Annotated in this window: 14 protein-coding genes and 3 tRNA genes; 14 read left to right on the top strand and 3 right to left on the bottom strand. The window is 56.9% G+C overall.

Features of this window, described 5'->3' with window-relative positions; all coding sequences use genetic code 11:
• Positions 1 to 27: 27 nt before the first annotated feature.
• Positions 28 to 813 carry an ion transporter gene (locus EDC28_RS03980; protein WP_050658658.1) on the bottom strand — a complete coding sequence of 262 codons (786 nt, stop codon included), beginning with the start codon at positions 811 to 813 and terminating at the stop codon, positions 28 to 30.
• The gene (folD, locus tag EDC28_RS03975; protein ID WP_050658657.1) at positions 803 to 1,660 is read right to left on the bottom strand and encodes a bifunctional methylenetetrahydrofolate dehydrogenase/methenyltetrahydrofolate cyclohydrolase FolD; all 858 of its coding nucleotides are present in this window, start codon (positions 1,658 to 1,660) and stop codon (positions 803 to 805) included. The genes EDC28_RS03980 and folD overlap by 11 nt, the downstream gene beginning before the upstream one ends.
• Before the next feature lie 163 nt (positions 1,661 to 1,823).
• On the opposite strand from folD, the gene EDC28_RS03970 reads away from it, so the two are divergent.
• The 11 genes from EDC28_RS03970 to EDC28_RS03920 all read left to right on the top strand — a co-directional run bounded on the left by EDC28_RS03970 (position 1,824) and on the right by EDC28_RS03920 (position 12,300).
• Positions 1,824 to 1,900: transfer RNA gene (locus tag EDC28_RS03970), tRNA-Arg, on the top strand.
• Between the two features lie 14 nt (positions 1,901 to 1,914).
• Positions 1,915 to 1,990 (top strand) — tRNA-His (locus EDC28_RS03965).
• 77 nt (positions 1,991 to 2,067) lie between these two features.
• Positions 2,068 to 3,198: a GNAT family N-acetyltransferase gene (locus tag EDC28_RS03960; RefSeq protein WP_123420743.1), complete on the top strand. Its 1,131-nt coding sequence runs from the start codon at positions 2,068 to 2,070 to the stop codon at positions 3,196 to 3,198.
• Positions 3,199 to 3,416: 218 nt separating this feature from the next.
• Positions 3,417 to 4,727 (top strand): trigger factor, encoded by a 1,311-nt coding sequence (gene tig, locus EDC28_RS03955; RefSeq protein WP_050658655.1) that lies wholly within the window; start codon positions 3,417 to 3,419, stop codon positions 4,725 to 4,727.
• Positions 4,728 to 4,811: 84 nt separating this feature from the next.
• Positions 4,812 to 5,423 (top strand): ATP-dependent Clp endopeptidase proteolytic subunit ClpP, encoded by a 612-nt coding sequence (gene clpP, locus EDC28_RS03950; protein WP_050658654.1) that lies wholly within the window; start codon positions 4,812 to 4,814, stop codon positions 5,421 to 5,423.
• A gap of 73 nt (positions 5,424 to 5,496) precedes the next feature.
• On the top strand, positions 5,497 to 6,768 hold the full coding sequence (gene clpX, locus EDC28_RS03945; protein WP_123420742.1) for an ATP-dependent protease ATP-binding subunit ClpX: 1,272 nt from the start codon (positions 5,497 to 5,499) through the stop codon (positions 6,766 to 6,768).
• Positions 6,769 to 6,871: 103 nt separating this feature from the next.
• Positions 6,872 to 9,226 (top strand): endopeptidase La, encoded by a 2,355-nt coding sequence (gene lon / locus EDC28_RS03940; RefSeq protein ID WP_050658652.1) that lies wholly within the window; start codon positions 6,872 to 6,874, stop codon positions 9,224 to 9,226.
• A gap of 227 nt (positions 9,227 to 9,453) precedes the next feature.
• Positions 9,454 to 9,726 carry a nucleoid-associated protein HU-beta gene (hupB, locus tag EDC28_RS03935; RefSeq protein ID WP_050658651.1) on the top strand — a complete coding sequence of 91 codons (273 nt, stop codon included), beginning with the start codon at positions 9,454 to 9,456 and terminating at the stop codon, positions 9,724 to 9,726.
• A 52-nt stretch (positions 9,727 to 9,778) separates the two neighbouring features.
• Positions 9,779 to 9,855 (top strand) — tRNA-Asp (locus EDC28_RS03930).
• A 60-nt stretch (positions 9,856 to 9,915) separates the two neighbouring features.
• Positions 9,916 to 11,805, top strand: coding sequence for a peptidylprolyl isomerase (gene ppiD / locus EDC28_RS03925; protein WP_123420741.1), 1,890 nt, complete (start codon positions 9,916 to 9,918; stop codon positions 11,803 to 11,805).
• A gap of 45 nt (positions 11,806 to 11,850) precedes the next feature.
• Entirely contained in the window at positions 11,851 to 12,300 is a 450-nt protein-coding gene (locus EDC28_RS03920; protein ID WP_123420740.1) for a CreA family protein, read from the top strand.
• A gap of 55 nt (positions 12,301 to 12,355) precedes the next feature.
• On the opposite strand, the gene EDC28_RS03915 is transcribed toward EDC28_RS03920, so the two are convergent.
• Positions 12,356 to 13,501, bottom strand: coding sequence for a methionine aminotransferase (locus EDC28_RS03915; protein WP_123420739.1), 1,146 nt, complete (start codon positions 13,499 to 13,501; stop codon positions 12,356 to 12,358).
• An 89-nt stretch (positions 13,502 to 13,590) separates the two neighbouring features.
• On the opposite strand from EDC28_RS03915, the gene EDC28_RS03910 reads away from it, so the two are divergent.
• From EDC28_RS03910 to EDC28_RS03900, 3 genes are read left to right on the top strand one after another with little or no spacing between them, the layout of a single operon-like run.
• The gene (locus EDC28_RS03910; protein ID WP_123420738.1) at positions 13,591 to 14,190 is read left to right on the top strand and encodes a methylthioribulose 1-phosphate dehydratase; all 600 of its coding nucleotides are present in this window, start codon (positions 13,591 to 13,593) and stop codon (positions 14,188 to 14,190) included.
• Positions 14,187 to 14,861 (top strand): acireductone synthase, encoded by a 675-nt coding sequence (gene mtnC, locus EDC28_RS03905; protein WP_123420737.1) that lies wholly within the window; start codon positions 14,187 to 14,189, stop codon positions 14,859 to 14,861. The genes EDC28_RS03910 and mtnC overlap by 4 nt, the downstream gene beginning before the upstream one ends.
• A complete protein-coding gene (locus EDC28_RS03900; RefSeq protein WP_123420736.1) occupies positions 14,858 to 15,388 on the top strand; it encodes a 1,2-dihydroxy-3-keto-5-methylthiopentene dioxygenase in 531 nt (176 codons plus the stop codon). Before mtnC ends, EDC28_RS03900 begins: the two co-directional genes overlap by 4 nt.
• Positions 15,389 to 15,394 lie beyond the last annotated feature (6 nt).

The following is a 15,394-nucleotide window of genomic DNA, read 5'->3' as shown; positions in this document are numbered from 1 at the left end:
AAGAGGCCAAGGCCTCTTTTTTAATGGTTACATGCGGGCGCCGCAGTGGCGGCAAAAGTGCGAGTCTGGCTCATGGCCGCCGCGGCCACATTGATGGCAGGTTTTGCTGTAGCGCTGGCGGGCCAACTCGTTGGTTAAAATGCCGGTGGGCACGGCAATCACCGAATACCCCAGCAACATCACGATGGAGGCCAGCGCCTGGCCAAGGGGCGTGTGCGGGCTGATATCGCCATAACCTACCGTGGTCATGGTAACGATGGCCCAATACATGCTCCGTGGGATGCTGGTAAAGCCGTTCTCTGGTCCTTCGATAAGGTACATCAGGGCGCCAAAAACGGTGACGGTGCCGAGCAGGGACGCAAAAAACACAAATATTTTGGGGCCAGATTGCACCAGAGCCTGCACCAGTCGCTGGGAGGCGGTGGAGTATTCCATCAGCTTTAAGATCCGAAACACCCGCAGCACCCGCAGGATGCGCACGATAAGCAGGGTGTTAGCACCGGGGATCAGCAGTGCCAGATAGGTGGGGGTAATGGATAACAGATCCACCAGTCCGTAAAAGCTGAACAGATAGCGCCAGCGGTTGGAGCAGCAATAAAGGCGGGTTAAATATTCGAGGGTGAAAAGGCCGGTAAAGAACCACTCGGCTGCGGCCAGTTCCACCCGCCAATGCTGGTGAATACCGGCCACCGAATCGAGCATCACCGCCAGTACGCTAAAGACGATGGCAAGGATCAGGCACAGATCAAAAGCACGCCCGGCAGGCGTGCTGTATCCAAAGATGATTTCGTTGAGCTTTTCCTTAAGCGTCATGAAAACGTTCGCACGCCTCCAGGGTGTTTTCCATCAGGGTAGCTACCGTCATCGGGCCAACGCCGCCGGGGACCGGGGTAATAAAACTGGCCCGCTTGGCCGCTTCTTCATAGCCCACGTCGCCGCGTAGCTTGCCGTCGCTTTGGCGGTTGATGCCCACATCAACCACGATGGCGCCGTCTTTCACCCAGTGGCCGGGAATAAACTCGGATTTACCCACCGCCACCACCAGGATGTCGGCGCGGCGCACGTGGGCTTCCAAATCTTGGGTAAAGCGGTGGCAGGTGGTGGTGGTGCAGCCAGCCAGCAGCAGCTCCAGGGTGGCGGGGCGGCCAACGATATTGGAGGCGCCGACAATCACCGCGTGTTTGCCATGAGGCTGGTAATCGATGGCTTCCAACAAGGTGATGATGCCTTTGGGGGTGCAGGGGCGCAGCACCGGAATACGCTGAGCCAGGCGGCCAACGTTATAAGGGTGAAAGCCGTCCACGTCTTTGTCGGGGCGAATTTGCTCAAGCACCTTGGTGGCGTCGATACCGGCAGGTAAGGGCAGCTGTACCAGGATGCCGTCAATGCTGGCGTCACTGTTGAGCTCGTCAATCAGGGCCAGCAGTTCGGTTTCGGTGGTGGTGGCCGGCAGGTCAAAGGATTTGGATAAAAAGCCCACTTCTTCACAGGCGCGGCGTTTGGAACCCACATAGACTTCGGAGGCGGGGTCGGAGCCAACCAATACCACCGCCAGGCCGGGCTGACGTTTTCCCTGAGCCAGGCGCTGGGCTACGGCATTTTTTACCTTTTCACGAACAGAAGCAGCAACCGCTTTGCCATCGATGATTTGAGCAGACATGCAGCAATAATCCTTGAGGAAATCGTTTTAGTGGGCTTGGGCGGCGCTATTGTCTCAAAGAATAGGGGCTTAGGCCATGCTCTCGTGGCGGTTGACCGGGCCCTGGCATATTTGTATGATGCGCTCCGCTTTTCAGGCCTTGTACTGTGTGTCTGAAGGATTTGCGCCCTTAGCTCAGTTGGATAGAGCAACGGCCTTCTAAGCCGTGGGTCACAGGTTCGAATCCTGTAGGGCGTGCCATTTAGGTATCTATGGTGGGCGTAGCTCAGTTGGTAGAGCCCCGGATTGTGATTCCGGTTGTCGTGGGTTCAAGTCCCATCGTCCACCCCATTCTTTCTTTGCTTTGTTTTTCCTCCTTAAACGATCCTTGGTAAGCTCTTCGGCTGTTGCCCTGACGCCGGCCTGCCATGCTGCATATTCGTTTTATCAATGCCATAAACCAGCTTCCTGCCGAGCAGTGGAATGCCTTGCTTGGCGACACCGACTACCCCTTTATTCAGCACGGTTTTTTATCGGCGCTGGAGCAAAGTGGCGCCGTAGGCGAGGGCACCGGCTGGCAGCCTCATCATCTGTTGGTGTTGGACGGCGAGTCGCTGGTGGCCGCCATGCCCCTTTATCTTAAAAGCCACAGCTACGGCGAATACGTCTTTGACCAAGGCTGGGCCCAGGCCTACCAGCAACATGGCCTGAGCTATTACCCCAAGCTGGTGGCCGCCATTCCTTTTACCCCAGCGGTCGGCCCAAGGGTGCTCACAAGGCATTGGTCCGCCGAGCTTGCTGAGGTTATTCATCAGGGGCTGGTTACTGAAGCCCGGCGCCTGGGCGCCTCGTCCTGGCATGTGCTTTTTGATAAAGAAGCGCGGCTGGCAGGTGAGGGGAGCCAGACCCGCGAAGGGGTGCAGTTTCACTGGTTTAACCGGGGCTACCAAAGCTTTGAGGATTTTCTGGCTAACTTTAAGTCCAGAAAGCGCAAAGCGGTCAATAAAGAACGCCAGCTTGCCTGTGAAGGGCTTGAGGTTCGCACCCTTGAAGGAAGCGATATCACCCCGGCGCTCTGGCAGCGGTTCTACCTTTTCTACCAGCGCACTTACCTTATTCGAAGCGGCCACGGTGGCTACTTAAGCGACACCTTTTTCCACCAATTGGGGGCGGCGCTCCCCGCGCAGTTACTGTTAATGGCGGCTTTTGACGACGAAGAAATGGTAGCGGCGTCCTTGTTCTTAAAAGACAGCACCACCCTTTATGGCCGCTATTGGGGCGCCCTAGGCGATTTTGACCGGCTGCATTTCGAATGCTGCTATTACCGAGGCATTGAATATTGTATCCGCCACGGCCTTGTCCGCTTTGATGCCGGCGCCCAGGGCGAGCATAAGGTGGCGCGCGGCTTTGAACCTGTGGTGACCCAGTCACAGCATTGGCTGGCCCACCCGGGCTTTTTTGAGGCGGTCGGCGATTTTGTGGCAGAAGAAAAAGCGGCCCTTGCCGAGTATCGCGACGCCCTCACAGAACAGCTGCCTTATCGCCAGCCAGAGCCCTGAAACCCTGCATTGTTGCAGAATTGACCAGCTTTGTTGCCCCTTCCTCGACTCTCCCGAAAACCGCCGCTATAATGGCGCGTCATTCTGTATGCCAGATGTCGGCCAGGCCTTGATTTGCCTGGGCCGCACGAACATTGAAGCAGGGCAAAGACCGTGCTTTTTAGCTAGAAAAGGCGCTGCACCGGCTGCGCCGATGATCACATTATCGAGGTAAAACGATGCAAGTTTCTGTTGAAACGATTAAAGGCCTGGAGCGCCGCCTGACCATCACTGTGCCGGCTGACACCATTGACAGCGCCGTTGAAGCCGGCCTGCGTGAAGAAGCCAAACGCGCCAAGGTTGATGGCTTCCGTAAAGGCAAAGTACCGGTCAGCATCATCAAAAAACGTTACGGTGCCGCCGTACGTGGTGACGTAACCCAGCGCGTTGTTGAGCGTCATTTCATCGACGCCATCGTCAAAGAAAAACTGAACCCGGCTGGAGCCCCCCGCTTTGAAATCACCAAAGACGAAACCGGCAGCGATTTCGAGTTCACCGCCACTTTCGAAGTCTACCCAGAGGTAGAACTCAAAGGCCTGGACACGGTAGAAGTAGAAAAGCCGGCCGTTGAGATCAAAGACGAAGACATGGCCAAAATGCTGGAAACCCTGCAAAAGCAGCACGCCAGCTGGGTTGAATCCGACAAAGCCGCCGCTGACGGCGACCGCGTGACCATTGATTTCGTTGGCAGCATCGACGGCGAAGAGTTCGAAGGTGGCAAAGCCGAAGGCTTCCAGCTGCAACTGGGCCAAGGCCGCATGATCCCCGGTTTTGAAGACGGCATCATTGGCAAAAAAGCCGGTGAAGAGCTGGTTTCCGAGGTGACTTTCCCCGAGGACTACCACGCTGAAAACCTCAAAGGCAAAGCCGCCAGCTTCGCCATCAAGGTCAGTGCCGTTGAGGTTCAGGAACTGCCTGAGCTGACCGACGAGTTCGCTACCCGCTTTGGTATCGCCGAAGGCGGCATCGATGCGCTCAAAGCCGAAGTGCTCAAAAACATGGAGCGCGAGCTGAACAACGTTCTGCGCAACAAGGTAAAAGAGCAGGTTCTCGACGGCCTTATCAAGGCTAACGACGTAGAAGTGCCTGCCGCTCTGGTTGCCCAGGAAGTTGACAACCTGCGTCGCCAGGCCCTGTCTCGCTTCGGTGGTAACGTTAACGCCAACAACCTGCCCGAGCTGCCGGCTGAGCTGTTCGAAGAACAAGCTCGCCGCCGCGTCCAGGTTGGCCTGCTGCTGGGTGAAGTTATCCGCAGCGAAGACATCAAAGTTGACGATGCCCGCGTTCAAGAGCTGATCGCCAACCAGGCTTCTGCCTACGAAGATCCGGCTGAAGTGATCAAGTACTTCAACGAGAACAAGGAAACCATCGAGCAGATGCGTAACCTGGCTCTGGAAGAGCAAGCCGTTGACGCCATCCTGGCCAAGGCCAAGGTTTCCGAAAAAGCGGCCGCTTTTGATGAAATCATGAACAACGGAAACCAGGGCTAATCCCCGTCCGTTGACTTGCTTTAACAAAGCGACGTTATAATGGCTCGAGCAACCCTCGAGCCATTTTTCATTTCAGGAACCTTAATGAAGCTAACCGCCGAGAACGACATCATGAACGCCCTGGTGCCCATGGTCATCGAACAGACCGCACGTGGGGAGCGCTCCTTTGATATTTACTCCCGCTTGTTGAAAGAGCGGGTGATCTTCCTGACCGGCCAGGTTGAAGATCACATGGCCAACCTTATCGTGGCCCAGCTCCTGTTCCTGGAGTCAGAGAACCCTGAGAAAGATATCCATATCTACATCAACTCTCCGGGTGGCTCTGTTACGGCCGGCATGGCGATTTACGACACCATGCAGTTCATCAAGGCCGACGTCAGCACCGTTTGTATCGGTCAGGCCGCCTCCATGGGCGCCTTCCTGCTAGCTGGCGGTGCCAAGGGCAAGCGTCACTGCCTGCCCAATGCCAGGGTGATGATCCACCAGCCGCTGGGCGGTTTTCAGGGCCAAGCGTCAGATATCGAGATCCACGCCAAGGAAATTCTGTTTATCAAAGATCGCTTAAACCGCCTGCTGGCAGACCACACCGGCCAGCCGCTGGACACCATCACTCAGGATACTGACCGCGATCGTTTCATGACCGCCGAGCAGGCCAAAGAGTACGGTCTTATTGATTCTGTGCTTGCCAGCCGCTGATTCGGTCGTATCCTACAATTAAGTGAAAGCCGGGCAGGGACGACCTTGAAACCTGCACAGCAAGAGGTAACCAATGACTGAAAGCACTAAAGGTGGTGGCGACGGCAAACTGTTGTACTGCTCCTTTTGCGGTAAGAGCCAACACGAAGTCCGCAAGCTGATTGCGGGCCCGTCGGTTTTTATCTGTGACGAATGCGTGGACTTGTGTAATGACATCATTCGCGAAGAGATAAAGGAAATCGCCCCACGCCAGGCCAAGGACAGCCTGCCTGTGCCAAAAGAGATCCGTAATCACCTGGATGATTTCGTGATTGGCCAGGAGCACGCCAAAAAGGTGCTGTCCGTTGCCGTCTACAACCACTACAAAAGGTTGCGTAATCCCAGCCACGACGACGTGGAGCTGGGTAAGAGCAACATCCTGCTGATAGGCCCGACCGGCTCCGGTAAAACGCTGCTGGCCGAAACCCTGGCCCGTTTGCTGGACGTGCCTTTTACCATGGCCGATGCCACCACCCTGACCGAAGCTGGTTATGTGGGTGAGGATGTTGAAAACATCATCCAGAAACTGCTGCAAAAGTGCGATTACGATATCGACAAAGCCCAGCGCGGCATTGTTTATATCGACGAGATTGACAAGATCTCCCGCAAGTCGGACAACCCCTCCATCACTCGCGACGTGTCCGGTGAAGGGGTGCAGCAGGCGCTTTTGAAACTGATTGAAGGCACCGTGGCTGCGGTTCCCCCTCAAGGCGGCCGTAAGCATCCGCAGCAGGAGTTCTTGCAGGTTGATACCTCCAAGATCCTCTTTATCTGCGGTGGCGCTTTTGCTGGCCTCGATAAGGTTGTTGATGCCCGTACCGCCACCTCCAAAGGCATCGGTTTTGGTGCCGAGGTGAAAGGGGATAAAGACAAGGCTTCCATCTCCGAGCTGTTCCGTAAGGTTGAGCCCGAAGATCTGGTCAAATACGGCCTTATTCCCGAGTTCATCGGTCGTCTGCCGGTGGTTGCCACCCTGGACGAACTGGACGAAGCGGCGCTGGTGCAAATCTTGTCTGAGCCGAAAAACGCGCTCACCAAGCAGTATCAAGCCCTGTTCTCCCTAGAAGGGTCGGAGCTGGAGTTCCGTGACGATGCGCTCAAAGCCATTGCCCACAAGGCCATGGACCGCAAAACCGGTGCCCGGGGCCTGCGCTCCATCGTTGAGGGGGTGTTGCTCGATACCATGTACGAGCTGCCCAGCCTCGACAACGTAGACAAGGTGGTGGTGGACGAAGCGGTTATCCGCGGCGAGTCCAAACCTATCTTGATTTACCGTTCCGAAGATAAAGTCGCCTCATCTAACTGATTGGGCGCTATCAGAAAAAAACGAGGCTTTTGCCTCGTTTTTTTCTTGAAATTAGTGAACGGCATCCCCATCTTGAGCCTATCAGCCTCCCCTGGAGATCCGCATGACTCTAGAGCGTTCAGAACGCATTGAAATTCCCGTACTGCCACTGCGAGACGTGGTGGTCTATCCCTACATGGTGATCCCCCTTTTCGTGGGCCGCGACAAGTCTGTGAACTGCCTGGAAGCTGCCATGGCCCAGGACAAACAAGTGTTCTTGGTCGCGCAAAAAGACGCTGAACAGGACGACCCCGAACTGGACGACATCTACCCCGTAGGCACTGTCGCCACCATTTTGCAGATGCTCAAACTCCCCGACGGCACCGTCAAGGTGTTGGTGGAGGGCAACCAGCGGGCCCAGATCAACAGCCTGGAAACCGCCGACGACTACCTGCACGGCGAAGTCACCTTCCTGGAATCCACGCCCATCGAGGATGAAGAACAGGAAGTGCTGATGCGCACCGCCATCAACCAGTTTGAAGGCTACATCAAGCTCAATAAGAAGATCCCGCCCGAGGTGCTCACCTCTTTGAGCGGTATCGATGAGCCGGCGCGCCTGGCCGACACTATGGCCGCCCACATGCCCATCAAGCTTGAAGACAAGCAGAAGGTGCTGGAGATCATCCCGTTGGGTGAACGCATCGAGTATCTGCTTGGGCTAATGGAAAGCGAAATCGACCTGCTGCAGATCGAAAAGCGCATCCGTGGCCGCGTCAAAAAGCAGATGGAAAAGAGCCAGCGCGAGTACTACCTCAACGAGCAGATGAAGGCCATCCAGAAAGAACTGGGTGAGCTGGAAGACGCGCCGGACGAATTTGAAGGCCTGCAAACCAAGATTGACGAAGCGGGCATGCCCGACGAAGTCAAAACCAAGGCCACCAGCGAGCTGTCCAAGCTCAAGATGATGTCGCCGATGTCGGCCGAAGCCACCGTGGTGCGGTCCTACATCGACTGGCTGGTGTCGGTGCCCTGGTCCAAAAAGACCAAGGTCAAAAAGAACATTGCCAAGGCCGAAGAAGTGCTGGATGCCGACCACTTTGGCCTGGAGAAGGTCAAGGAACGGATCCTCGAGTACTTGGCGGTGCAAGCTCGCTCCGCCAAGTTAAAAGGGCCTATCCTGTGCCTGGTGGGGCCGCCGGGGGTAGGTAAAACCTCCCTGGGCCAATCCATCGCCAAAGCCACCGGCCGCAAATACGTACGCGTGGCCTTGGGCGGGGTGCGTGACGAAGCGGAAATTCGCGGTCACCGCCGTACCTATATTGGCTCCATGCCCGGTAAGCTCATCCAGAAAATGGCTAAGGTTGGCGTGCGTAACCCGCTGTTTTTGCTCGATGAAATCGACAAAATGGCGTCTGACATGCGCGGCGACCCGGCTTCTGCCCTCCTCGAGGTGCTGGATCCGGAGCAAAACGGCACCTTTGCCGACCACTATCTGGAAGTGGATTACGACTTGTCCGACGTGATGTTCGTGGCCACCTCCAACTCCATGAATATTCCAGGCCCCTTGCTGGACCGTATGGAAGTGATTCGCCTGTCTGGTTACACCGAGGACGAGAAGCTTAACATCGCCCGTAACCACCTGCTGCCCAAACAAATTGGCCGCAATGGGTTAAAGAAAGGCGAATTGGAAGTCGCTGATAGTGCCATTATCGGCATCATTCGCTACTACACCCGCGAAGCCGGTGTTCGTAACCTCGAGCGTGAGCTTTCCACCCTGTGCCGCAAGGCCGTGAAGAAGCTGCTGCTGGAAAAGGACACCACCAAGGTACTCATCGACGGTGACAACCTGCACAACTTCCTGGGCGTGATGCGCTTTGATTATGGCCGCGCCGACGACGAAAACCGGGTAGGGCAGGTTACCGGCCTGGCCTGGACCGAAGTGGGCGGCGACTTGCTGACCATTGAGGCGGCCAGCGTACCCGGCAAAGGTAAGCTTACCTACACCGGCTCGCTGGGGGATGTGATGAAAGAGTCCATCCAGGCAGCCATGACGGTGGTGCGGGCCCGGGCAGAGAAGCTGCGTATCAACGGCGACTTTAACGAGAAGCGTGATATTCACATTCACGTGCCCGAAGGTGCCACGCCAAAAGATGGTCCTTCTGCCGGTATCGCCATGTGCACCGCGCTGGTTTCCAGCCTGACCGGTAACCCGGTGCGTGCCGATGTGGCCATGACCGGGGAAATTACCCTGCGCGGTGAAGTGCTGCGCATCGGTGGCCTGAAAGAAAAACTGCTTGCTGCCCACCGCGGTGGTATCAAGCATGTCCTGATCCCGTTTGAAAATGAACGGGACCTTGAAGAAATCCCGGAAAACGTCAAGCAGGACCTGGTTATTCATCCGGTAAAATGGATTGACGAGGTGCTGAAACTGGCGTTGGCCGAGGATCCGGCGGGCTTTTCACCACAAAGTGCGGCCTGATGATGACTTTTTGCGTCAGAGGGCTTTCCACTGGTGTCCGCTCTGGTATAGCCTAGGTTTGGTCGCTAGGCTGGAGGGCCTGTCCTGTCAGGGTTTGCCGACTCAACAAGCATACTTTTGTATGCTTGCACTAGACAGACAGGCTTGATATAAAAACCTCCGCTAGGCCGCAGTTTCTGGGAGATCTTAACTGCGGAGCAAAAATAACAATTGAAGGGGATGATATTGTGAATAAATCACAACTGATCGATAAAATTGCCGCAGGTGCTGACATTTCCAAAGCTGCTGCTGCTCGTGCACTGGACGCGTTCACTGACGCTGTAACTGAATCTCTGAAAGACGGTGATTCTGTTGCTCTGGTCGGTTTCGGTACTTTCGCTGTTCGTGAGCGTGCTGCCCGTTCTGGCCGCAACCCTCAGACCGGCGCTACCATCAATATCGCCGCTGCTAAAATCCCGTCCTTCAAGGCCGGTAAAGCGCTGAAAGACTCCGTAAACTAAGACGCCTTGCAGGGCGCGCCTCAAGGTTTCGCCTTGGCGCCCAAGGATGTGAGGAGTGGTAGTTCAGTCGGTTAGAATACCGGCCTGTCACGCCGGGGGTCGCGGGTTCGAGTCCCGTCCACTCCGCCAAAGCCAAAGGGCGCATCATCAAGGTGATGCGCTTTTTTTATACAAGAGAGAAAACACAACATGATGGAACAGAAGCGGGAAGGATCGCAGAGCTGGGTAGTGAAAATTATCCTCGGGCTCATCATCCTTTCCTTCGCCCTGACCGGTGTTTATTCCTATCTCAGAGGCGGTCCTGGCGCCAATGCTGCAGCTGAGGTCAATGGTCAATCCATCAGCCGCACCGATCTGGAGAGAGCCTACCAGAACGAGCGCGCCCGCATGGAAGCCCAAAGCGGTGACATGTTCAAGCAGCTGTCCGGCAATGAAGCCTTTATGCAGCAGCTGCGCCGCGGTGCCCTGGAGCAGTTGGTCAACCAGCACTTGGTGGCCGACGCCATCAGCCAGATGGGCCTTAGGGTTTCTGACGACCAAGTCAAAGAGGCCATTCGTGGCATCGAAGCCTTCCAAGACAACGGCAAATTTGATAACGAGCGTTATCTTGCGGTGCTTCGCAACCAAGGGCTAAACCCCAGCAAGTTTTCCGAAATGATGCGTGCCGACCTTGCCCGTCAACAGTTTGTTGAAGGCATTCTCGCCACCTCTTTTGTGCTGCCCGATGAAGCCAAAGCCCTGTACGCTGCCAGCCGCCAGACCCGTGATATCGATAGTGTCACCGTCAAAGCAGCCAGCTACCTGGACAAGGTTGCGGTCAGCGACGACGAAATCAAGGCCCGTTATGAGAGCGATCCGCAAGGCTACATGGCCCCTGAGAAGGTGGCGCTGGATTACGTAGAGCTGTCTGCCGACAACCTGGCCAAAGACATTCAGGTCAGCGACGACGAGATTGGCGCTTACTACAACGACAATCCCAACCAGTTCAAGCGCCCCGAGCAGCGCCGCGCGTCGCACATCCTGTTCACCGGCGACGATGCCGAGGCCAAAGCCAAGGCCGCGCTGAAGGAAATCGAAGCAGGTAAAAGCTTTGCCGATGTGGCCAAAGCCGATTCTGCCGACAAGTTCAGCGCTGAAAAAGGCGGCGATCTTGGCTGGAACGAAAAGGGTGTTTACGACCCGGCTTTCGACACTGCCCTGTTCGGCATCAAAAAAGAAGGTGACGTGGTGGGCCCCATCAAGTCTTCCTTCGGCTATCACCTGATTGAACTGACTGGCGTTCGCCCAGAGGCTGTTAAGCCGCTGGCTGAGGTGAAGGACCAAATCAAGGCCGACATCGCCAAGAAGAAGGCTGACGATCTGTTCTACGACAAGCAGGACAAGCTGGAGAAACTGGCCTTCGAGAACCCGGACAGCCTGCAAGGCGCCGCCAAGGCGGCAGGTCTTACCGTCAAGCACGTGGCCCTCTTTGCCCGTGACCAAGTCCCGGCCGATGTGAACTATCCCAAGGTGCTGGACGCCGCCTTCTCTGACAGCGTCAAGCTCGACAAGGTGAACTCGGAAGTCATCGAAGCCGGTAAAGAGCACGTGTTCGTGGTCCGCGCCAGTGACTACAAAGAGGCCCATCGCAAGTCTCTGGATGAAGTCAAAGACGCCATCGCCAAGACCCTGCGCACCGAGAAAGCCGAGGCTAAGGCCAAGGCAATCGCTCAAACCCTGCTGGATAAACTCAACGCCGGTGACGACGTTAGCGCTTGGCTCACCGAGCAAGGCTTGACCCTTGAAACCAGCAAAGGCGTGAACCGCCAGGACCAAAAACTGGCCCAGGCGATTGTTCACAGCGCTTTTGAGCAGGAAAAAGGTGGCAAGGAACTGGTGGCCCTGGCTAACGGCGACAGCGCCGTGGTGAAGGTTGATGCCATCCATGCTTACCAGCCTACCGATGCCGACAAACCGGTTATCGAGATGTGGCAAAAGCAGCTGGCCCAGCAGCGCAGCAATGAAGCCAACAAGCAGTTCATTGATGCCCTGAGGGAAACGGCGAAAGTGAAGTACTTCAATATCAGCAACAACGGCTGATAATGTGAAAACCCCGGCTTGCCGGGGTTTTTTTAAGGAGGCTTTATGAAGAAACTTACCTTGTTGGTGCTGTTGCTGCTGAGCGGCTGTGGCGACGACAGCGCCAGGGTGTCCCTGGGCTGGTTTACCACCAAGGATGTGGTGGTCAAAGGCTTTACCGACCCGAAGATCCCCGGCGTGACCTGCCATGTGGCCCATGTGGAAGACGATTTGAGCTTTTCCGATCCCTCGGATATGTCCATCGCTTGTCGCCAGACCGGCCCCATCACCGCCGAGATGCTCAAGGGAATAGACAAGTCCAAATCCGGCGAGTCGGTCTTTAAAGAGTCTTTATCGGTACTGTTCAAATCCTTGAAGGTACGGCGGATTTGGGACGGTGAGCACCAAACCCTGATTTACCTTTCCTACTCCACCAAGGAAACCCAGGGCAGCACCCACCATGCCATCTCCACGGTGCCACTCTATGGCACCGAGGCCTGGCAAAAGCCGGGCTGACGCTACCCTGTACCTCGATAGCGATGAAAAAAGGCCGCGTTTGCGGCCTTTCTCGTTAGAGCTGTGAAAGCCTTTGTGCGGCTTCAATCAAGGTGGCTTCTTCCTTGGCAAAACAAAGCCGAATAAGGCGTTGGCCCTTAGGCGGGTTTTGGTAGAAAACGCTGACCGGAATGGCCGCCACCCCCACTTCATCCACCAGGCGCTCGCAAAAGCTCACGTCGTCTTCATCGCTGATGGCGCTGTAGTCGAGCAGCTGAAAATAGGTGCCCTCGCAAGGGAGCAGCTTGAAGCGGCTTTTGGTGAGCGCCGCGCGCAGCACGTCGCGCTTTTGCCGGTAAAAAGGCCCCAGCGCAAAGGTTTCTTCCGGCAGGGCTGTCAGGTGGCCGGCGATGGCCTGTTGCAGCGGGTTGACGGTGCAAAAGGTCACGAACTGGTGCACCTTGCGAAGCTCGGCGCTGATGGCGGCCGGCGCCACCGCGTAGCCAAGTTTCCAGCCGGTGAGGTGAAAGCTTTTACCAAAGGAAGAGACCACCAGGCTGCGCTCACGAAGCTCGCTATGGCTATGGACGCTCAGCGCCTCCTGGCCAAAGTGGATGAACTCGTACACCTCGTCCGACAGCACGTAAATGTCGCGGCTGGCGATGGCCTGCCATAGCGCGTCAAGGTCGGCGCTCTGCCAGCAGCTGCCGGTGGGGTTGTGGGGGCTGTTGATGAGCACCAACCGGGTTTTCTCGGACAGCAAGGCTTCAAACGCCTGCCAGTCGGGGCGAAAATCCGGCGCGGTCAGCACCAGCCGCTGGCACTGGCCTCCGGCGAGGGTTACCGCAGGCTCGTAAAGGTCGTAGGCGGGGTCAAACAGCACCACTTCATCGCCTGGGCGCACCAGGGCGGCAATGGCATCGAATATCGCTTCCGAGGCGCCGCTGGTAACGGTAATTTCGCTTGCTGCGTCCACCTCGCGCTGATAATGGCGCTCAATGAGGGCGGCAATGGCGCCGCGCAGGGCCGGCAGGCCGGTCATGGGGGCGTACTGGTTGTTGCCATGGAGCACCGCGTCTGCGGCGCGCTGCAGCAGGCGCTGGTCGGGAGCAAAGTCCGGGAACCCCTGGGACAGGTTCAATGCGCCTTTTTCGGCGGCCAGGGCCGACATTCGGGTGAAAATGGTGGTGCCAACCTGGGGCAGTTTAGAGCTTGGGGTCACGGCAATTCCAGCCTAAAGAGTTTGGCGACAGGGTAGCAGAATGCTAGGATTTGGCAACTTAGACGTCTATATGCCCAAACGGAGTGCCTATGTCCCGCCCGGGACTTGTCCAAACCCTGCTGCGTCATTGCAACGAGGCGGCCCGCCGCCACTGGCTGCCTGCCACCGGCGGCAATTTGTCACTGCGCCTTGATGAGCGCCACTGCCTGATCACCGCCTCCGGTGTCGATAAGGCCAACCTAAGCGAAGCCGACCTGGTTAAAGTAGACCTCGATGGCAAGGTGGTCGAAGGCCCTAAACCCAGCGCCGAAACCCTGGTGCACTGCGCGTTATATGCCAGCGATCCGGCCATCAAGGCGGTGTTTCACACCCACTCGGTGGCCTCCACGCTGTTATCCCGAAAGACCCCCGGCGATACCCTGTGGCTCGAAGGCTATGAGATGCAAAAGGCCATTCGCGGCGTGACCAGCCACCTCGAGCCTCTGGCCATTGCCTGCTTTGACAACACTCAAGATATGCAGGCCTTGGCCCAGGACATTAAAGCCCGTTACGCGGCCAGCCCCTTTGTTGGCGGCTTGCTGCTAAAGGGCCATGGCCTTTATGCCTTCGGCGACAGCGCCGAGGAAGCCTGGCGCCATTTAGAGGGGTTGGAATTTTTGCTGCAATGCGAGTGGGAGTGGCGCAAATGATCAAAGCGGTGGTGATGGATGTGGAAGGGACCACAACCGATATTGCCTTTGTACACAAGGTGTTGTTTCCCTACGCCCGAGCGCGGATGGCCGATTATGTGCGCAGCCACCTTGGCGAGGCGCAAGTTGCCGAGGCCCTGGCGGCGGTAAGCGAAGAGGCAGGTCTTGCTGCTGACGACACCGAAGGCCAGATTGACGCCCTCATTAGCTGGATTGACGAAGACCGTAAAGTCACCCCTCTTAAGACCCTGCAAGGGCTGATTTGGCAGCACGGCTACCAAAATGGCGACTTTACCGGCCATGTCTACCCGGAAGTGCCGGCGGCGCTTGACGCCTGGCAAGAGCAAGGGCTGCGCCTGGCGGTCTATTCCTCCGGCTCGGTGGCGGCGCAAAAACTGCTGTTTGGCTACTCGGACGCTGGCGACTTGCAAGGGCTGTTCGAGGCCAACTTCGACACCCGCATCGGCCACAAGCGTGAAGAGGCCAGCTACCACAATATCGCCAAGGCGCTGGGCTTGCCGGGCGAGGCCATCTTGTTCTTGTCCGATATCAAGGAAGAGCTGGCGGCGGCCAGGGCAGCCGGTTTTGCGGTCTGCCAACTGGTCAGACCCGGAACAGTGGCGGCAGAGGGTTATCCTCAGGCCCATCATTTCCAAGAGGTGACCCTATGACCACCCTGACCTTATGCAGCGAGAACGGCATTGAGCTGGGCAGCTGGCACGACCGCGCCGTTGTGGCCGAGAAGCTGTCTGCTGTTGGCATCGCCTACCAATACCTGCCCCCCCGCAGCCTTGACGATCTTAGCCCCGATGCGGTAATGGCCAGCTACCAAGACGCCATCAACGACTGGCGCCAACAAAGTGGCTACCAGAGCGTGGACGTGGTCTCTATCCAGCCTGACAACCCCAATGCCGGCGAGCTTCGCAAGAAGTTCTTAGACGAGCATATCCACGTGGAAGACGAGGTGCGCTTTTTTGCCGCCGGCAGCGGCATCTTCTACCTGCATCTCAATAACCACGTCTACGCGGTTACCTGCACCGAAGGGGATTTTATCTCGGTACCGGCCGGTACCAAACACTGGTTTGACATGGGCACCGAGCCCTATTTTGTGGCGGTGAGGCTCTTTACCAACCCCGATGGCTGGGTAGCCCAGCACACCGGCGACAAACTGGCCGAGAACTTTATCGACGCCGCATGAAAAAAG

Origin of the sequence: Gallaecimonas pentaromativorans (assembly GCF_003751625.1) — a bacterium.
Taxonomy (GTDB): domain Bacteria; phylum Pseudomonadota; class Gammaproteobacteria; order Enterobacterales; family Gallaecimonadaceae; genus Gallaecimonas; species Gallaecimonas pentaromativorans.
This window is presented reverse-complemented; position numbering and strand designations above follow the sequence as displayed.

Bases quoted from the DNA above. Each gene is read 5' to 3' on its own strand.
- EDC28_RS03980 (WP_050658658.1), bottom strand. From the start codon at position 813: ATGACGCTTAAGGAAAAGCTCAACGAAATCATCTTTGGATACAGCACG.
- folD (WP_050658657.1), bottom strand. From the start codon at position 1,660: ATGTCTGCTCAAATCATCGATGGCAAAGCGGTTGCTGCTTCTGTTCGT.
- EDC28_RS03960 (WP_123420743.1), top strand. From the start codon at position 2,068: ATGCTGCATATTCGTTTTATCAATGCCATAAACCAGCTTCCTGCCGAG.
- tig (WP_050658655.1), top strand. From the start codon at position 3,417: ATGCAAGTTTCTGTTGAAACGATTAAAGGCCTGGAGCGCCGCCTGACC.
- clpP (WP_050658654.1), top strand. From the start codon at position 4,812: ATGAAGCTAACCGCCGAGAACGACATCATGAACGCCCTGGTGCCCATG.
- clpX (WP_123420742.1), top strand. From the start codon at position 5,497: ATGACTGAAAGCACTAAAGGTGGTGGCGACGGCAAACTGTTGTACTGC.
- lon (WP_050658652.1), top strand. From the start codon at position 6,872: ATGACTCTAGAGCGTTCAGAACGCATTGAAATTCCCGTACTGCCACTG.
- ppiD (WP_123420741.1), top strand. From the start codon at position 9,916: ATGATGGAACAGAAGCGGGAAGGATCGCAGAGCTGGGTAGTGAAAATT.
- EDC28_RS03920 (WP_123420740.1), top strand. From the start codon at position 11,851: ATGAAGAAACTTACCTTGTTGGTGCTGTTGCTGCTGAGCGGCTGTGGC.
- EDC28_RS03910 (WP_123420738.1), top strand. From the start codon at position 13,591: ATGTCCCGCCCGGGACTTGTCCAAACCCTGCTGCGTCATTGCAACGAG.
- mtnC (WP_123420737.1), top strand. From the start codon at position 14,187: ATGATCAAAGCGGTGGTGATGGATGTGGAAGGGACCACAACCGATATT.
- EDC28_RS03900 (WP_123420736.1), top strand. From the start codon at position 14,858: ATGACCACCCTGACCTTATGCAGCGAGAACGGCATTGAGCTGGGCAGC.